Genomic DNA, 16,505 nt, shown 5'->3' with positions numbered 1-16,505 from the left:
GGATCGCGGCCATGGTGTATGAAAGATCAGACCCGGGGCGGGTTAACGGAAGAGAGCCCCTCCCCTTCTCCATGCAGCGCTGGCAGCGTCTCTTCTGGGCCGCCCTCTATGCGATCGCCATGGGGGTGCTGGAGGCCGTCTGTGTGGTCTATCTGCGGCGGCTGATCGATCCGGCGGGCAGCGATCTCAGCAACGCCGCCGCGGTAATCGGCCGCACCGTCATCGAACCTGTCCGCGAGCTTTGCACCCTGGTCATGCTTCTGGCCGTCGCCTGGCTGGCCGGGACCCGTTGGCGCTCCCGCCTGGCCTACTTTTTCCTGATGTTTGGAATCTGGGATATCCTCTACTACCTCGGCCTCTACGGCTTTGCGGGCTGGCCCGCCTCGCTGCTAGAATGGGACTGCCTCTTTCTTATCCCCAAACCCTGGTTCGGCCCGGTGCTCGCCCCGGTGCTCATCAGCGCCTATTTCATCTTCGCCTGTACCCTGGTACTCGCGCGGGAGTACTCGGGTCTGCCCCTGCGCCTCACCTGGCCGGTCCTGCTTTTGCACGGCCTCGGCTTTGCCCTCTGGTACGCCTCCTTCGTCCGGGATTCCACGCATATCCTGGCGCAAGGCTATTCCGGCGTGCATTACTCCTGGTTGCTGCTGGCTGCCGGGATGCTCCTTTGCCTGGTGGGCGTCGGTCTCGCCCTCCTCTCCGGCCGACGGGCCGGCAGGAAGAGAACCTCCTGATACCAGCGCCATCCGGCATCGCCATCAGACACCGCTCCCCCTCTGCCACTGGTCACCAGACGCAGCTCAGCCGGATGTTGTAGCCTCTTCCGCCGGCACCGAGCTGAAGGTGGACGCCCTTGGCGGGCCGGGTGAAAAGATAACTGCTGCCGGCGCCCAGGGCGGCACCGGCGAGGACGTCATGGGTGTAATGTCTGCGCGATTCGACGCGGCTCCAAGCGGTGAAGAGGGCTGCGGCATAAGCCGGCAGACCGGGGCGCCAACCATAACGCTTGCGGATAAATTCGGCAGCGCAAAAGGTGACCGAGGCGTGCCCGGAAGGGAAGCCGTATTTGCCGCCGTCGGGCCTTTTTTCGTTGATGAGGTACTTGAGGGCGGTGGTGACACCGAGTGTCAGGGAGGAGACCCGGGCCAACTGCATCACGCCCTCGCAATCGTGATGGTACCAGGTCATGCCGGCAGCTGTGGCCGGCAGGGCGACGAGCAGGACATCACCGGCCGTCTGTACAGCCTCTTTGGCCTCTACAGCCGCGGGACTGACCAGAAGAAAAGAGATCAGTAGAAGCCAGAGGGTGGCATGTCGCGTCACGGTCAGCCTCCTTTCGCTTGCAGTCGTTACGACGGGACAAAAAAAAGCCCTCACGCCATGTGAGGGCTTTGCTTGCGGGGCCGACGGGGCTCGAACCCGCGACCTCTGGCTTGACAGGCCAGTGTGCTAACCAGCTGCACCACGACCCCAATCTTTAAAGCTGCTGTGGGCAGTACTGGATTCGAACCAGTGACCTCCTGCTTGTAAGGCAGGCGCTCTAAACCGGCTGAGCTAACCGCCCAGGAATGGGCTCCACGGCCGAATCTTCTTGCCCTCGCTATGAATTTTTCCGCGGCTTCGGCTTCCAGAAAAGGGCCCAAGGGACCAGAACACAGTACCCGATGATCAGCAGAACCGGCGCCAACGTCAGGGTCATGAAACCATTCACCGGCGGCTGCGCCATGGCAAAATAGCCCAGAATGATCACCACCAGCCCGGCAAAAAAAAGCAGGTAATTGGTGCGGCTGAATCCGAAAAGTTCCTGCGCCGGTTTCTGGGTTTTGCCTTGTAATTTGGTCTTCGCAGTTTTCATAGCCCAAAAATATACAGAAATTAATAGTTTTAGTCAAGGGAATTTTTAGCCTTGACATCCTGAAAAAGCGGAGTCCACATAGGATGCAGCTGGTAAAGCATGCGGCGCAAGGCGGCGGGTGGGCAGCAGGAAAGACCGCGGCGCAAGGCGGCGGATAGGTGCCAGAAACCCGCTGAGCGAAGCATCCTGGGAATTTTTGGCTTGTTGCATTTGCCGTAATAAATGCGTAAACTGTAAAACAAGATCTTGTACCCATAGGGCAGCGAATCTGTTCCCAGGGAGGTTCCCATGAGCAGCGAGTTGACGCGCCGAGATTTCGTCCGCCTCGGCGCGCTCGGGGCCGCGACGGCCCTGAGCCATTCCGCCTCCGCCGCGCCAGGACCGCAGGATAAGCCCGCCTCTGCAGCGGTTGTCCACCGGCCGGTAATCCTCTGCAGCCGCGGAGAGAGCTGGGGGCGTAAGGTCCTCACGCAGGCCTGGCAGACCTGGCTGGAAAAACGGAATATGCTGGATGCCGTCGAGAGAGGTGCCAACATCGTCGAGCTCGATCCCGAAGATCAGTCGGTCGGCTACGGCGGCTTGCCCAATGAGGCGGGCGTGGTTGAGCTCGACGCCTGTGTCATGGCCGGTCCCTTCCACCAGTGCGGTGCCGTGGCGGGGCTGCAGAACATCAAGACCCCCAGCTCGGTGGCGCGCCTGGTGATGGAGCGCACCGATCATATCCTTCTCGTCGGTGAGGGGGCCAAACAATTCGCCCTGCGCTTCGGTTTCCGCGAGGAGAACCTGCTGACCGAGGCCTCCCGCCTGGCCTGGCTCAAATGGAAAGCCAGTCTTTCGCAGACGGATGACTGGCTGGAGCCGGGCGAAAAAAAGATTTACCGGCCGACCGGTACCATCAATGTGCTTGGCCTCGATGATCGCGGCGATCTCTTCGGCATCACCACCACCAGCGGGTTGGCCTTCAAAATCCCCGGCCGGGTCGGGGATTCGCCGATCATCGGCGCAGGACTGTACCTCGACAATGAAACCGGCGCGGCAGGCGCCACCGGCCGCGGTGAGGAGGTGATCCGTACCTGCGGCAGTTTCTATACGGTCGCCCAAATGGCCCGGGGACTCTCGCCGCAGGCGGCCTGCGAGGCGGCCTGCCGTCGCATCATCGAGGTCAACGGCGGCAAGGCTGATTTCAATGTCAAATTCATCGCCGTCAACAAGCGGGGCGAGACCGGCTGCGCCCAACTCAAGGGCGGCGTAGGGACGCATCTCTCCTGCATCAGCGACACCGGTTTTCAGGCGCTGCAGGGCGCCATCCAGCTGGCGCCTTGAGGCGCCGGAACCCGCCTGAACACGGTCCGCAGGAGCGCGGAACGAGCCGGGCATTTTCCCAATGAACCACAATGGAGCAACAGTACGTGAACGACATGCCCCGCAAACGACTGACCGAGACAGTCAAGTGCGCCGGGTGAGCCTCCAAGCTCGCGCCAAGTGAATTGGCCGCAGCTTTGGAAAAGCTGCCTAAACTCAACGATCCCCGGGTTCTCGTCGGCTTCAATACCGCCGACGACGCGGGAGTAATCCGCCTCAGCGATGAGCTGGCCCTGGTGCAGACCGTCGATTTTATCACCCCGATCGTCGACGATCCCTATACCTACGGCCAGATCGCGGCGGCCAACGCCCTCAGCGATGTCTATGCCATGGGCGGCAAGCCCTTCTGCGCCCTTAATATCGTCGGCTTCCCCAAAGAGCTCTTTCCCCTGGAGGTGCTGGCGGCCATTCTGCAGGGGGGACAGGAGAAGGCCGCTGAGGCCCATACCCCGATCCTCGGCGGCCACACCGTCAGCGATCAGGAATTAAAATACGGGCTGGCGGTGACTGGACTGATCCATCCCGGGCAACTACTGACCAACGCCGGCGCGCGCCCCGGCGGCGTGCTGGTGCTGACCAAGCCGATCGGCACGGGGACGATCACCACCGCCCTCAAGGCTGGCCAGGGGACACCGGAGATGGAGGCGGAGGTGTGCCGTTCGATGGCCACCCTCAACCGAGCGGCTGCCGAGGTCTGTCAGCGCATCGGCGTGGACGCGGTGACCGACATCACCGGTTTCGGCCTGCTCGGACATGCCCTGGAGATGGCCGAGGCCAGCGGCGCCGGGCTGGTGCTGCGTAATGAGGCGGTGCCCGTTTTCGCCGCGGCGGTGGCCACTACCGCCGCAGGGTTCGTGCCCGGGGGAACCCGCGCCAACCTGCTCCATATTCAGCCGCAGGTCGATTTCCACGATCGGATCTCGCCGGAGCAACGGCTGCTGCTATGCGACCCGCAGACCTCCGGGGGACTGCTGATCGCTGTCGTTGAGGAAAAGGCGTTCGAGCTGGTGCGCGCGGGGCGTGAGGAGGGGCTCCGGATGGCCGTGATCGGCGAGGTGATCAGCGACCATCCCGGCCGGATCGAGGTTGTATAGCAAATCAAGGTCCTTTATCCCTTGTCCGTGGCAGCCGCTTCAGGGGATAGGTCAAGGCCTTCATCCCCGGCCTGATCTCAACAGCCACCTTGCTAACCCGCCTCCTTTCCGCCAGCATTTTTTGTTGTATTTCTGGGCAAAAATGTGTATAATTTTTTTTATTATATCTATTAACAACCGGAAAACAGCCTATGTGGCAGGATCTTGCCGTGGTCAGCGTATGGGGCGGCGTTGTCGCTTTGGATACCACCGCGGCCCTGCAGATACTCATATCCCGCCCCCTGGTTGCTTGCTCGGTCGCCGGATTCCTGCTCGGGGGATTCCCCGCCGGCTTTCTGATTGGTCTGATCTTCGAGCTGCTCTACCTGGATGAATTGCCGGTGGGTGGAGCGTTTTTTAACGAAGGCAATGTGGGTGCGACCATTGCCGCCGGACTGGCGGTGCTGCTGGACCGGACCACCGGCCGTCCTGAGCTGGCGCTTTTTCTGGCCGCCCTCACCGGGCTAGCCATGAGCAAGGCCGGCGGGCAGATCGTAGAGCTGATGCGTCGCGTCAATACCCGGATTTATGCCCGGCTGATGGCGCTCAAGCAGATCACCCCCGGGGCGGTCACACGGCATCATCTCTTTGCGATCCTGTGCATGTTCATTGCGGGGGGGCTGTTGACCTTTGCGGCTTTGGCCGGTTTCGGGTACCTGTTTCAGCGGGCCGCCCCTCTGATCCCGGTCAGCCTCGACCGGCACATGCAAAGCATCCTATATGTTTTCCTGGGCACGGGCTGCGCCGTTCTGCTGCACCATTTTTACAGCCGCCGGAACTGGTGGCATCTGGCGGCGGGAGCGGGGCTGGGGCTGATGCTCTGGGTGCTTCTAGCTGCGCAGGGGGGAGGCGGCCGATGAAATCAAGGATGCGCGCGTTAGATCTCTGGAACATGTTCTGGCGTTGCTTCATCGTCCAGGGATCGTGGAATCATATGTCGATGCTGGGGCTGGGATTCGGATTTTCAGCAATCCCCTTCATCAAGCGCATCTATAAGACCCGCAAGCAGCGGGAAGAGTGCCTGCGGCGTCATCTTGATTTTTTCAACAGTCATCCTTATTTCGCCAGCTGGTGCCTGGGTGCGGTGGCCAAGCTGGAGGAGGAGGCGCACCGCAAGAAATGGGGGGAATCCCGACCCATAGAGATTTTCAAGGAGCGGCTGGTCGGGCCGCTCGGTGCAATCGGCGACCGGCTGTTCTGGAACGGCCTCAAGCCGGCGGCCGCGGGGCTGGGTGTTTTTCTCGCCTTGACGGCCGGCTGGATCGCCATCCCGGTCTTTCTGGTTGTTTACAATATCCCCCATCTCCTGGTGCGCATTTACGGTCTGCGGGAGGGCTATCGCAAGGGGTTCGATATCGTCTCCGAACTCTCGGTGCGCCGCTACCAGAAATGGTTCGATGGGGTTGGACTGGTGGGTTCAGCGGTGGCGGGGGCGTGTCTGGTTGCCGCGGTGCGCTGGAGCGCGCTGGGGGGGCATGTGCCGGCGGCTTCCGGCTATGAGGCGGGGATGCTTCCGGCGACAATTTTTATTGCGGCGCTGCTGCTGACCCTGGTTGCGCTACGATTTAACAAATCCCGGCATTTAACCCTTTTGGGAGCCGCGCTTCTGGGCCTGCTCATCTCGCTGGCCTGGAGCGCTTCCTGAGATTCGCTATGGGACCACGCGACATGAAGAGAGATTGAGCAAGAAACCGATGATTGAAAAGCGTTTTACGATCAAGAACAAACTGGGTATTCATGCCCGGCCTGCGGGTCAGCTGGTCAAGGTGGCTTCTCATTTCAAGTCGGCCATCTATATTTCGCGTAACAAGACGGAAATCAACGCCAAGAGTATCATGGGCGTGCTGATGCTCGAGGCCGGCCATGGCAGCGAGATCATGATCCGGATCGACGGTGAGGATGAATTCTCCGCCCTGGCAGCGATCGAGGAGTTGATTGACAAACGGCATTTCGATGAAGAGTAGGTTCTTTTAACGGGCTTTGCGTATGAATGCTGATCAGGCAGCAGCAGGGGAGACTCGTATCCAGGGTGTAGCGGTTTCGCAAGGGATCGCCATCGGTCCCGCCTTCGTCTTCGGCAGCGGCCTCCAGGATGTCCGGCCGCGTGAAATCGCGGAATCGGAGATCGAGAACGAAATCCAGAAACTCAACGACGCGATCAGCAAGGCCAAGGTCGAACTGACCCTGCTTGGCGAACAGACGCAGCAGATGCTCGGCGAGCGCAGCGCCGAGATCTTCGAGGTCCACAAGCTGATGCTGGATGATCCGGAAATCAACGGCGAATCGCTGCGCCGCATCCGCACCGAGCGTCTCAATGCGGACTGGGTCTTTCTGCAGGTGCTCGAGAAATACGAGCAGACCTTTGCTCATTTCAAGGATGAGTACATGCGGGCGCGGATCACGGATGTGCAGGACGTCAAACGGCGGGTAATTCGGCATCTCCAGGGTTCGGCTAAAAGCCCGGGCGACGGGCTGCCGGGGCCGGCGGTCGTATTTTCCGCTGATCTCCTGCCCTCCGAGACGATTCATTTGCGCCGTGAGTATGTCCTCGGATTCGCGACCGAACTGGGCAGCCGCACCTCGCACGCCGCCATCCTGGCGCGCTCGCTCAAGGTGCCCTCCGTGGTCGGCCTCGGGCCGGTTTGTCATCGGCTGACCACCGGTGATCCGGTCATCCTGGATGGCAATTCGGGGCAGCTGATCATCCATCCTAATCCGGAGACGCGCGAAAAGTATGAAAGGTCGCTGGCCCTCTATCAGGCGCTGTCGAAGAAGCTGGAGCGCAGCAGCGGCCTGCCTGCCCGCACCAAGGACGGCAAAGACATCGAACTGGCGGCCAACATCGAGTTTTTTGAAGAGGTCAAGCCGGCGCTTGCGGATGGCGCCATGGGGATCGGGCTCTACCGTACCGAGTATCTGTTCATGATGCGCGACGAGCTGCCGAGCGAGGAGGACCAGTACAACGAGTACGTCAGGATCCTCGATGCCCTCCACCGGCAGCCGATCATCTTCCGCACCTTCGATCTGGGCGGTGACAAGGCGCAAAGACATTTTCATGTCCATCATGAGGCCAATCCCTTTCTCGGCTTCCGAGGTGTCCGCCTCTACCGGGCGAACGAGGAGGTCTTCCGCCGGCAGCTGCGGGCGATCCTGCGTGCCAGTGTGCGCGGCAAGGTCCGCATCCTCATCCCGATGATCTCCTGTGTCTCGGAGATGCGCTTTTGCCGGCGGGTCTTCGAGTCGGTCAAGGATGAACTGCGCGCTGCCGCCATCCCCTTCGACGAAGAGATCCCCTTTGGTGCGATGATCGAGGTGCCCTCAGCGGCGGTTTCGGCTGATCTGATCGCGCGGGAGTGCGATTTTCTCAGTATCGGCACCAACGATCTGGTCCAGTACACCCTCGCGGTCGACCGTAGCAACCGCTATGTGGATAGTATGTACCGGGCCTTCAGTCCGTCGGTGCTGCGTCTGATCCGCGACACCATTCGTCACGGCCATGAAGAGGGGGTTTGGGTCGGCATGTGCGGGGAGATGGCGAGCGATCCCCTGGCCACGATGGCCCTCCTCGGTCTGGGACTGGATGAATTCAGTGTCAGTCCGGTCTCGCTGCTGGTGGTTAAGGAGATTATCCGCCGGGTCCATTTTGATGAGTGCGAGAACCTGGCGGACCGGATGTTGAGCTATGACACTGCGGATGAGGTGGAACAGTACCTGCGCAGCGTTTTCCGGCGCAAGTTCCGCGACCTGATCATCGCCGGCCCCAGCCACGCCCTGATCCGGAGCGAACGCGGCTAACTGGTTTTCTCTCCGCACTGTATTCATTTTGACGGTATGTTAGCATACACTTTGTGCAGATTGGCATTTCTTATTGAATAACCTTACACCTAAAGGAGATTGCGTTCATGTCGGAAGTTCTCTTCACATCAGAGTCAGTAACCGAGGGCCATCCAGACAAGGTGGCCGATCAGATATCCGATGCGGTTCTGGATGCGGTATTCAAGGATGATCCCAAGGGGCGTGTGGCTTGCGAGACCTATGTGACCACCGGTCTCTGCCTGGTCGGCGGCGAAATCACTACGGACACCTATGTCGATATTCCCTCCGTCGCGCGGGAGACAATCCGGGAGATCGGCTATACCAACGCTGAATTCGGTTTCGATTACAAGACCTGTGCCGTCATCACCACCATTGACCAGCAGTCGGCCGACATTGCCATGGGTGTCGATCGCGAAGGCGCCGGCGATCAGGGCATGATGTTCGGCTTTGCCATCGACGAGACGCCGGAGCTGATGCCCCTGCCCATCGTTCTGGCGCACAAGCTCACCCGCCGTCTGGCGCAGGTGCGCAAACAGGGGGTGCTGCCTTATCTGCGGCCAGATGGCAAGAGCCAGGTTACGGTCAATTATATCGATGGCAAGCCGGCCTATGTCGAGACGGTGGTCATCTCCAGTCAACACGACCCGGATGTGAGTCAGCAGCAGATCCGACAGGAGGTCATCGAGAAGGTGATCGAGCCTATCCTGCCCAAGGAGATGATCCCCGGGCACGGCGTTATTTTCCATGTCAATCCCACCGGGAGGTTTGTCATCGGCGGGCCGCAGGGCGATACCGGGCTCACCGGCCGCAAGATTATCGTTGACACCTACGGCGGCTATGCCCGTCACGGCGGCGGCGCCTTTTCGGGCAAGGATCCCACCAAGGTGGACCGTTCCGCCTCCTATGCCGCGCGTTACATTGCCAAGAATGTGGTCGCCGCCGGGCTGGCGAAAAAGTGCGAGATCCAGCTCGCCTATGCCATTGGCGTGGCGGAGCCGGTATCGGTGATGGCGGACACCTTCGGCACCGGCAGCATCCCGGACGAGGAGATTGTCAAACTGATCCGCAAGAATTTCAACCTGACGCCGCGGGGCATTATCGAGATGCTCGATCTGCGCCGTCCGATCTACAAAGCGACCGCCTCCTACGGCCATTTCGGCCGCGACGACCAGGATTTCCCATGGGAGCGCACCGACAAGGCTGAGGTTCTGGCGCGCGGTTGATGCCGCGCCGGCGGGCCTGAAAATCCTGAATCAGCAGCCCATCGGCACCGCTGTGGGGCCGATGGGCTTTTCGTCTCATAGACCAGCAAACCGGAGGCAGTGTGAAATACGATATCAAGGACAAGACGCTCGCCGCAGGCGGGAAGAAGCGCATCGAGTGGGCGGATCACGACATGCCGGTACTCCGGCAGGTGCGGGAACGGTTTGAGAAGGAAAAGCCGCTCGCGGGCAAGAAGCTTTCGGCCTGTCTGCACGTCACCGCCGAAACCGCCAATCTGATGCGCACGCTCAAGGCCGGCGGCGCGGATCTGGTGCTCTGCGCCTCCAATCCCCTCTCGACCCAGGACGATGTCGCCGCCGCTCTGGTGCACGAGTACGGGATTGCCGTCTATGCGATCAAGGGCGAGGATGAAAAAGTCTATTATGCGCACATCCGCGCGGCCATCGAGCACCACCCGGTCATCACCATGGACGACGGCGCCGACTTGGTTTCCAACATCCATTTTGACTATCCTGAGGTAGTCCAGTCGGTGATCGGCTCTATGGAAGAGACCACCACCGGGGTCATCCGGCTGCGCGCCATGGCCAAGGATGGGGCCCTCAAGTTCCCGGTCATCGCGGTCAACGACGCCACCACCAAGAACCTCTTTGACAACCGCTACGGCACCGGCCAGTCGACCGTCGACGGCATCATTCGCGCCACGGATATCCTGCTGGCGGGCAAGAATGTCGTGGTCTCGGGCTACGGCTGGTGCGGCAAGGGCTTTGCGATGCGCTGCAAGGGGATGGGCGCCAACGTCATCATCACCGAGGTGGATCCGATTCGGGCGCTGGAGGCGGCGATGGACGGGTACCGGGTGATGCCGATGGCCGAGGCCGCGCGCATCGGCGATCTCTTTTGCACCCTGACCGGCGACATCCACGTTCTGCGCGCCGAGCATTTTGCGGTGATGAAGGACGGCGCAATCATGGCCAACTCCGGCCACTTCAACGTCGAGATCGACATCCCGGCCCTCAAGGAGATGGCGGTCGCGAGCCGTCCCGGCGTGCGCAACTTTGTCGACGAGTACACCCTGCCCTCGGGAAACCGGGTGCGGCTGCTCGCCGACGGCCGGCTGATCAATCTCGCTGCCGCGGAAGGTCATCCCGCCTCGGTGATGGACATGAGTTTTGCGACTCAGGCCCTGGCCACCGAATGGGTGGTTAAAAACGCCGGCACTCTCAAGGTGCAGGTCTATGAGGTGCCCGATGAAATCGAAGACTGGGTAGCCCGTCTCAAGTTGAAGAGCATGAACATCGAAATGGATGAACTCACAGACGAACAAAAAAAGTATCTGGCATCCTGGGAAATGGGCACATGAATTTTAAAACACCAAGCAGGCCGGGATGGAAACACCCCGGCTTTGTTTTTTGCCTCGCCATCCTGATCGCAATGGGCGGCTGCAGGAATGAAAAAGCGGAGCAGGCGATCAAACAGGTCGAAAAGCAGAGCGTTGCGGAGAGCGAAGCCCAGTTGGCTCGGCTGGCCGGCGATCTGCTCAGCCTGCAAGAGCAGATCCGCGAGGCGCCGGCGGCCGTCGAGCTGCGCGAGCGGCTCCTAGCTTTGGCGCTGGACGCTGAAAAAGGGACGCTGCGCGCCGTCGGTTTCGGCCGGATTCCCGAGAACCCGGAGAACCGGCCGGCGGTCCAGCAAAATGCGGAGCGCGCTGCTTTTTTGGATGGCTGCCGCTGGCTGGCCTACCTGCGGGCCTGGCACCGGGATAGTCACCAGCCGGACTTTGGCCGTATCCAGGGCGAACTGCCTGCGGCGCGGACGATCTATCAGCACAAGGCGGTGGACCAGGTGGTGACGATGGTGGAGACGGATGTGAAATGAAGCGATGCAGCGGCTGGCGGGTGGTGTGGTTCTGGATGGGTGCGGCCGCCGCTTTCGGCCAGGGGCGCAGTGCGGGTCTGCATGGAGCCTATGCCACACTCGCCACCGGAGCCGAAGCGCCCTTCCACAATCCGGCGAATCTGGCCTTCAGCACGGGCGGCCGGACGAGTCTGGCCCTGCTGGGCGTGAGCGTCTGGGCCGATGACAATGCCTTCGGCCTGGAAAGCTACCACCGCTATAATGGTGCGTATCTGGATGACGTGGCCAAACGGGAGCTCCTTGCTGCGGTCGCCGGCCGGGGCGTGATCGGCCGCGCCGGCGTGACAGCCCGGCCGATCAGCATCGCCGTCGGCCCGGCGGCGCTGTCACTGCAGAGCCGCGGCCTTGGCCGCTTTCATCTCGCCGAAGAGCTTTTCGATTTGCTGCTCCGCGGCAACGAACTGGACCGCGCCTACGATTTCATCCCCGCAGCCGGGCGGGCCATGCTGCTCAGCGATCTCACCCTCTCTTACGGCTATTCCCCCCCTATCACCCTGCGCGGCACTCAGAGCCTCTCTTTCGGTCTCAATGCCCATTATTTTCTCGGCTCCTGGTATGGCGAGGTGGAGTCCATGCGCGCACGGGCGCGGACTGGCGCGACCAGCGCTGCGGCCGACGGCCAGGCGCGGCTACGCACGGCCCGCGGCGGTCAGGGATGGGGCCTCGATCTCGGCATGACCGCGGTGATTACGCCCCGTCTCCGTTTCGCACTTTATGCGGAAAACCTCCTCACTGAACTGCGCTGGAACAGGACGTGTGAACGGCTGCTGGCCGGCTTTTCCCTGTACGATACCAACATCGACCGCATCCTCGAGGAGGGTCTCGATCTGGAGGATGTGGCGGTGCACAGCGATACCACCCTTGCCATTCCGGCCTTTTCGACGCGCCTGCCGCGGCGCTGGCATCTCACGGCAAGCTATTTGCGCAAGCGCTGGCTCGTCAGCGCGGAATGGCGTGGCGGGCAGGAGGAGGCGGCCGTGTTGGGCGGTTCCGAGCTGGCCCTGGGCGGTGAGTATGCGCCCTGGCGGTTCCTGCGTCTGCGCACCGGCGCCGGTCATGCGGCGGCGAGCGGCTGGAGCAGCGCCTTCGGGCTCGGCCTGCTGGTCGGCAGCTTGCGCTGGGATCTGGCCTGGCAGGGGGTGGGCAGTCTCAATCCTGCCGCCGTGCGCGGCGGCGGCTTCGCCACCAGCCTCACTATCGGCCTCTAGCGCTCCTGGAAAACAAAAAAGCCGCTTCGATTGAAGCGGCTTTTTTATGGCTATGCGGCAGGGGTTATTAGATGAGGTAGGCGAAGCGCTCGATGAACTGCTTCGGCGTCATGCGCGCGGCCGCAGCGAGCTTGGCAAGGAACTCCTTGTCCTCGAGGTCGCGTTTTTCGAGGCGGACCATGTAGCTCCGGGCGACGCGGTAGGAATCGCTATGGATATCGACGTAGCGGACTGCCGTCTTTTGGGTCGCCTTGTCGATGATCTCGTCAAAGGGGATGGGATGGAGCTTGCCGTTGTCGACCGAGATCATCGCATTGCCCTTGTAGCTGTTGCCGTCGTTGAGCAGATAGCGCACCGCCTGGAAGCCCAAATCGCGGGTGTACTCCTGGTCGAAGGGGATGGGATCGGCGCAGCGCAGGACATACCCGATATTGATCTCGACCATGGACATCTTGTCGCCGCGGGCGGCGAAGCGGCTTTCGACCTTGAGCTTGATGATTTTGCCCAGCTCGATCTCGGAGTGGAGGATGTTGCCGAAGGCGTCGTATTCGACGATGACGCCGGGGATCTGTTTCAGCTCTTCGGGGCTGAGGCGTTCGGCAACGCCCTCGGCGATGACGATGACGCCGTGACGGCTGCCCATGGCGCGGCGCTTGATCACGGCGGTCTCGACGATATCGCAGATGTGGTCGAGGGGGACAAAGCCTGGCGTCTCGAACTCTTCGGCGATGATGGCGATGGTGGCGCCGGCCGATTTGGCGATGCCGAGGGCGAGATGGCCGGCGTGGCGGCCCATGGCGACGGTGATGTACCAGCGGTCCATGGTGCGGGCGTCTTCCATCAGATTCTTGACCAGAGTGGCGCCGAGGTCGCGGGCGGTCTGGTAGCCGAAGGTCGGCAAGTTGTTGGGCAGGGGCAGATCGTTGTCGATGGTCTTGGGGACGTGGGCGAACTTGATCTGGCCGCCGGCGGCGCGGGCGATTTCCATGGCGCCGTATGCGGTGTCATCGCCGCCGATGGTTACCATATAGGTGATGCCGAGTTTTTTAAGCAGCTTGACCGAGTTCTCGATGCCGTTGGGGCTCTTGGCGGGATTGGTGCGCGAGGTGCGCAGAATCGAGCCGCCGTCGTAGTGAATGCGCGAGACGTCGCTGATGCGCAGCTCTTTTACGTGCTCCCTGAATTCGGTTTCGTCGCCCTTGACCAGCCATTTATAGCCGTCCATAATGCCATAGACATTGAGATTGTGGCGCCGGGCTTCGATAGTGACCGCGGCAATGACGCCGTTGAGCCCGGGAGCGGGGCCGCCGCCGACGAGAATGCCGATATTGCCCTGGATTTCCGTTTTTGCTGCAGACATAGTCGTACTCCTGTTCTTGGTATGGTTGGTCGCGAATGGACGGGTTCAGCATGCCGTCGCTGCGGTTTCCCCGCGCCGGGCGGCCGGATCGAGACCATCGCCTTCGGCGTAGGAACCCAGAATCTTTAAAAAACTAGTCATCTCCTCAAGATGGCGCAGAGCGTTGCGGCAGGACTGCTCTTCCAGCGTGCCGCGGAAGTCAAGATAAAAGATATATTCGAACGGCCGGCCGCGCCAGGGGCGCGATTCGATCTTGAGAAGGTCGATGTCGCGCAGCGCAAACGCACTGAGGCTTTTATACAGCGCCCCGGGCAGGTTTTTCATGGCGAAAACGATCGAGGTCTTGTTGGCGCCGGGCTGCGGTTCCGGATCGCGGCTGATGATGAGGAAACGGGTGATGTTCTCCGCGATATCCTGGATGTTCTCGCTCAGGATCTGCATGCCGGTGACGCGGGCCGCGCGGCGGCTGGCGATGGCCGCGCAGTCGTGCAGCTTGTCTTCGAGGATCATCCGGACGCTGCCGGCGGTATCGAAGGCGGGCAGGGCGCGCACCCCCGCGAGGGAGGCGATGAAATGGCGGCACTGCTCGAGGGCCTGGGGATGCGAATAGATCGTCCGGATTTCCTGCAGTTTGACGCCGGGATGGGCGATCAGCTGGTGGTCGATGGGGTAATAGACCTCACCGGTGATTGCGACCTGATGCTGAAGAAGCAAGTCGTAATTGACGTGGATGCTGCCTGTGGAGGAATTTTCGACCGGAAGGATCCCGAAACGGGTGGTGCCGGAGATCACTGCGGCGAAAACCTGCTCAAAATCGGCGCAGGGGATGCAGCAGGCGTCGTCGCCAAAGAACTTGAGGGCGGCCAGTTCACTGTAGGCATCGTGTTCGCCCTGAAAGGCGATGGAGGGGGGTTTTGCTAAAGGATTTGATGCCATGACAGGCTGTCCATAATAAATATTAACTAAAAATTTATTAAAAAAAGGCCAAATAATCAAGCTAATTGTCGTATGTAGTCAGGAGCGGACCGCGGAGTCCGGGGGCCGAAGGGCGTCCCGGAGGTGGAGGGTGGTGGTGAGCAGAGGGGCGGCGAAGAAAAATCCACCGATCCCGGCAAGGGCGTAGCCGCCAAGGGCGCAGAGGAGCAGGGCGCCCCTGGGTAGGCGCGGGCGGGAAGCATCGAGACGGGAAGCGAGGAGGAGATGGCTGGCGAGCCAGGCCACGGCGAAGACGATGACCGCTCCGCCGGCCTGGAGAAGCAGCTGCCGCACCCCCGCGGCGAAAAAGAGACTCAGCCCCGCAGCGAGCAGGGGGCCCCAGAAGGGCGTCGGGCTGGCAAAACTCATCAGCAGCGCTGCGGCGACGGGATGGGAGTAGCCGAGCAGCCAGGTGCCGCAGCCCCAGATCACTCCCAGCAGCAGGGCGTGCAGGGTTTCGCAGCGGACCCAGGCGCCGAAACGCCGCGGCAGTTCCCGCAGCTGCCAGGCGCGCCGGTTCAGCGTGCTGTTGCCCGCACGGCGCAGCAGCAGAGTTGCCAGCTTCGGCCAAAGGGCTGCCAGGAGACCGGCGAGCAGGAGTCCGAGCAGCACGGTCCCGGGCGCGGGCCAAAGGAGCTGACCGGCCCCGTGGAGAAATTCCAGCAGCTCGATCCGGCCCACGTCGAGCTGGCGCTGGAGCAGCCCGGCGTCGCCGTGCAGGGAGGAGGCCGACGCGGCCGGCCGTGATGTTCCGATGGATCCGGCAATCCCGAGATCGAGCACCACATAAAGGGCGGCGAGGGTCAAGAGCGGCACCACACCCCGCGCACGGTGCAGCAGGCGGGGCCGGGGCAAGGCCGGGATGGCACACATCAGAAAGAGAGTCAGGAGGATCAAACGCAAAAGAGCGGGGGAGAGGCGATGGGCAAGCCAAAGCACCAGGAGGAGGGCAGCCGCAAGGACCGCGGTGGTCCCGTATTGACGAAGCTTATCAGAAGTGAGGTGTATCGCAAAGGACATGGCTGCTCCCGGCAGATCGCTCCGGATTAAACGATGATGTTGGCGCGGGTAAGATGGTCGGTCAGGTTGCCGTAATTCCTTTGGGCCTTACGCCAGTCCTCCAATGTCTCCTCGAGCGCTCCCTGCAGCAAAGCGCAGGCAAGGGCCGGCTGAACCGCCAGCAGCTGTTCGAAGCCAAATTGGGGCAATACCACCACGCGGCTGGCCTCGAGGGCGCGGCAGCTCTCGCCATAAAAGGCTTCACCCACGAGGGCGGCGGTGCCACACGCTTCGCCGCGCAAGACGATCTTGATCCGCTCGGCATGGCCGGCTTTCTCCTCGATCTCCAGGGCGAGAGAGCCGGTGAGGAGAAAGAAGAGGATCAGGGCCGGCTCGCCCTGCTCGTAGAGGGATTCCCCGGGTTCATAGGTGCGCACATGAAGCCAGGGCTGGATACGCTTGAGTGCGGCCGGCAGCAGCCGGGCAAAGGCGCGGAGGGGGCGCAGTTCCTCGAGGGTGCAGGATTGGCCGGTGCTGGAGGGTGGGGATGGGCGGGTGGTTTTCATAAGGATAAATATAGCATTCGGGCGGGTATAAATCAAGGCCTTTGCAGTCGTCCCTGCCCTGCGGACGACGGCAGACCCCAGCCTCCAGCCTTG

General features: G+C 61.8%; 17 protein-coding genes and 2 tRNA genes. 11 read left to right on the top strand and 8 right to left on the bottom strand.

Translation table 11 applies throughout. The features are described 5' to 3' along the window. The first annotated feature begins 11 nt into the window (after positions 1-11). A complete protein-coding gene (locus tag PLH32_00280) occupies positions 12-734 on the top strand; it encodes a hypothetical protein (GenBank protein ID HQJ63022.1) in 723 nt (240 codons plus the stop codon). 52 nt (positions 735-786) lie between these two features. Here the strand turns inward: PLH32_00280 and PLH32_00275 are convergent, their stop codons facing one another. From PLH32_00275 to PLH32_00260, 4 genes are all read right to left on the bottom strand, one after another. Then, positions 787-1,323 (bottom strand): phosphatase PAP2 family protein, encoded by a 537-nt coding sequence (locus PLH32_00275; protein HQJ63021.1) that lies wholly within the window; start codon positions 1,321-1,323, stop codon positions 787-789. Positions 1,324-1,398: 75 nt separating this feature from the next. Then, positions 1,399-1,472, bottom strand: a tRNA-Asp gene (locus tag PLH32_00270). A 17-nt stretch (positions 1,473-1,489) separates the two neighbouring features. Then, a tRNA-Val gene (locus tag PLH32_00265) sits at positions 1,490-1,564 on the bottom strand. Positions 1,565-1,600: 36 nt separating this feature from the next. Further along, positions 1,601-1,855, bottom strand: a complete 255-nt coding sequence (locus tag PLH32_00260) for a hypothetical protein (protein HQJ63020.1) — start codon at positions 1,853-1,855, stop codon at positions 1,601-1,603. Positions 1,856-2,143: 288 nt separating this feature from the next. On the opposite strand from PLH32_00260, the gene PLH32_00255 reads away from it, so the two are divergent. The 10 genes from PLH32_00255 (at position 2,144) to PLH32_00210 (ending at position 12,512) form a co-directional block, all read left to right on the top strand. Next, complete coding sequence (locus PLH32_00255) at positions 2,144-3,178, top strand: N(4)-(beta-N-acetylglucosaminyl)-L-asparaginase (GenBank protein HQJ63019.1); 1,035 nt, start codon at positions 2,144-2,146, stop codon at positions 3,176-3,178. Positions 3,179-3,273: 95 nt separating this feature from the next. After that, the gene (gene selD, locus PLH32_00250; GenBank protein ID HQJ63018.1) at positions 3,274-4,311 is read left to right on the top strand and encodes a selenide, water dikinase SelD; all 1,038 of its coding nucleotides are present in this window, start codon (positions 3,274-3,276) and stop codon (positions 4,309-4,311) included. Between the two features lie 191 nt (positions 4,312-4,502). Continuing rightward, complete coding sequence (locus tag PLH32_00245; protein HQJ63017.1) at positions 4,503-5,210, top strand: PTS sugar transporter subunit IIC; 708 nt, start codon at positions 4,503-4,505, stop codon at positions 5,208-5,210. Further along, the gene (locus tag PLH32_00240) at positions 5,207-5,995 is read left to right on the top strand and encodes a PTS system mannose/fructose/sorbose family transporter subunit IID (GenBank protein HQJ63016.1); all 789 of its coding nucleotides are present in this window, start codon (positions 5,207-5,209) and stop codon (positions 5,993-5,995) included. The genes PLH32_00245 and PLH32_00240 overlap by 4 nt, the downstream gene beginning before the upstream one ends. Positions 5,996-6,044: 49 nt before the next feature. Continuing rightward, positions 6,045-6,314: an HPr family phosphocarrier protein gene (locus PLH32_00235; GenBank protein HQJ63015.1), complete on the top strand. Its 270-nt coding sequence runs from the start codon at positions 6,045-6,047 to the stop codon at positions 6,312-6,314. Between the two features lie 22 nt (positions 6,315-6,336). Then, positions 6,337-8,145, top strand: coding sequence for a phosphoenolpyruvate--protein phosphotransferase (ptsP, locus tag PLH32_00230; protein HQJ63014.1), 1,809 nt, complete (start codon positions 6,337-6,339; stop codon positions 8,143-8,145). A 107-nt stretch (positions 8,146-8,252) separates the two neighbouring features. Further along, complete coding sequence (metK, locus tag PLH32_00225) at positions 8,253-9,389, top strand: methionine adenosyltransferase (GenBank protein ID HQJ63013.1); 1,137 nt, start codon at positions 8,253-8,255, stop codon at positions 9,387-9,389. Positions 9,390-9,490: 101 nt separating this feature from the next. Continuing rightward, positions 9,491-10,750: an adenosylhomocysteinase gene (ahcY, locus tag PLH32_00220; GenBank protein HQJ63012.1), complete on the top strand. Its 1,260-nt coding sequence runs from the start codon at positions 9,491-9,493 to the stop codon at positions 10,748-10,750. After that, entirely contained in the window at positions 10,747-11,265 is a 519-nt protein-coding gene (locus PLH32_00215; protein HQJ63011.1) for a hypothetical protein, read from the top strand. Before ahcY ends, PLH32_00215 begins: the two co-directional genes overlap by 4 nt. Next, positions 11,262-12,512 carry a hypothetical protein gene (locus tag PLH32_00210; GenBank protein HQJ63010.1) on the top strand — a complete coding sequence of 417 codons (1,251 nt, stop codon included), beginning with the start codon at positions 11,262-11,264 and terminating at the stop codon, positions 12,510-12,512. The genes PLH32_00215 and PLH32_00210 overlap by 4 nt, the downstream gene beginning before the upstream one ends. A gap of 67 nt (positions 12,513-12,579) precedes the next feature. Here the strand turns inward: PLH32_00210 and pfp are convergent, their stop codons facing one another. From pfp to PLH32_00190, 4 genes are all read right to left on the bottom strand, one after another. Beyond that, the gene (pfp, locus tag PLH32_00205) at positions 12,580-13,851 is read right to left on the bottom strand and encodes a diphosphate--fructose-6-phosphate 1-phosphotransferase (protein ID HQJ63009.1); all 1,272 of its coding nucleotides are present in this window, start codon (positions 13,849-13,851) and stop codon (positions 12,580-12,582) included. Between the two features lie 66 nt (positions 13,852-13,917). Beyond that, positions 13,918-14,808, bottom strand: a complete 891-nt coding sequence (gene pheA / locus PLH32_00200) for a prephenate dehydratase (protein ID HQJ63008.1) — start codon at positions 14,806-14,808, stop codon at positions 13,918-13,920. 78 nt (positions 14,809-14,886) lie between these two features. Then, the gene (locus PLH32_00195) at positions 14,887-15,867 is read right to left on the bottom strand and encodes an AI-2E family transporter (GenBank protein ID HQJ63007.1); all 981 of its coding nucleotides are present in this window, start codon (positions 15,865-15,867) and stop codon (positions 14,887-14,889) included. Positions 15,868-15,893: 26 nt separating this feature from the next. Further along, the gene (locus PLH32_00190; GenBank protein ID HQJ63006.1) at positions 15,894-16,412 is read right to left on the bottom strand and encodes a cyclic nucleotide-binding domain-containing protein; all 519 of its coding nucleotides are present in this window, start codon (positions 16,410-16,412) and stop codon (positions 15,894-15,896) included. Between the last annotated feature and the right edge of the window lie 93 nt (positions 16,413-16,505).

Source organism: bacterium (genome assembly GCA_035419245.1).
Classification (GTDB): Bacteria; Zhuqueibacterota; Zhuqueibacteria; order Residuimicrobiales; family Residuimicrobiaceae; genus JAKPUX01.
Note: the sequence above shows the minus strand (reverse complement) of the source record. Positions and strands in the feature narration are given on the sequence as shown.

Coding starts and splice junctions, on each gene's coding strand:
- PLH32_00280 (HQJ63022.1), top strand. CDS start 12: ATGGTGTATGAAAGATCAGACCCGGGGCGGGTTAACGGAAGAGAGCCC.
- PLH32_00260 (HQJ63020.1), bottom strand. CDS start 1,855: ATGAAAACTGCGAAGACCAAATTACAAGGCAAAACCCAGAAACCGGCG.
- PLH32_00255 (HQJ63019.1), top strand. CDS start 2,144: ATGAGCAGCGAGTTGACGCGCCGAGATTTCGTCCGCCTCGGCGCGCTC.
- PLH32_00245 (HQJ63017.1), top strand. CDS start 4,503: ATGTGGCAGGATCTTGCCGTGGTCAGCGTATGGGGCGGCGTTGTCGCT.
- PLH32_00240 (HQJ63016.1), top strand. CDS start 5,207: ATGAAATCAAGGATGCGCGCGTTAGATCTCTGGAACATGTTCTGGCGT.
- PLH32_00235 (HQJ63015.1), top strand. CDS start 6,045: ATGATTGAAAAGCGTTTTACGATCAAGAACAAACTGGGTATTCATGCC.
- ptsP (HQJ63014.1), top strand. CDS start 6,337: ATGAATGCTGATCAGGCAGCAGCAGGGGAGACTCGTATCCAGGGTGTA.
- metK (HQJ63013.1), top strand. CDS start 8,253: ATGTCGGAAGTTCTCTTCACATCAGAGTCAGTAACCGAGGGCCATCCA.
- PLH32_00215 (HQJ63011.1), top strand. CDS start 10,747: ATGAATTTTAAAACACCAAGCAGGCCGGGATGGAAACACCCCGGCTTT.
- PLH32_00210 (HQJ63010.1), top strand. CDS start 11,262: ATGAAGCGATGCAGCGGCTGGCGGGTGGTGTGGTTCTGGATGGGTGCG.
- pheA (HQJ63008.1), bottom strand. CDS start 14,808: ATGGCATCAAATCCTTTAGCAAAACCCCCCTCCATCGCCTTTCAGGGC.
- PLH32_00195 (HQJ63007.1), bottom strand. CDS start 15,867: ATGTCCTTTGCGATACACCTCACTTCTGATAAGCTTCGTCAATACGGG.
- PLH32_00190 (HQJ63006.1), bottom strand. CDS start 16,412: ATGAAAACCACCCGCCCATCCCCACCCTCCAGCACCGGCCAATCCTGC.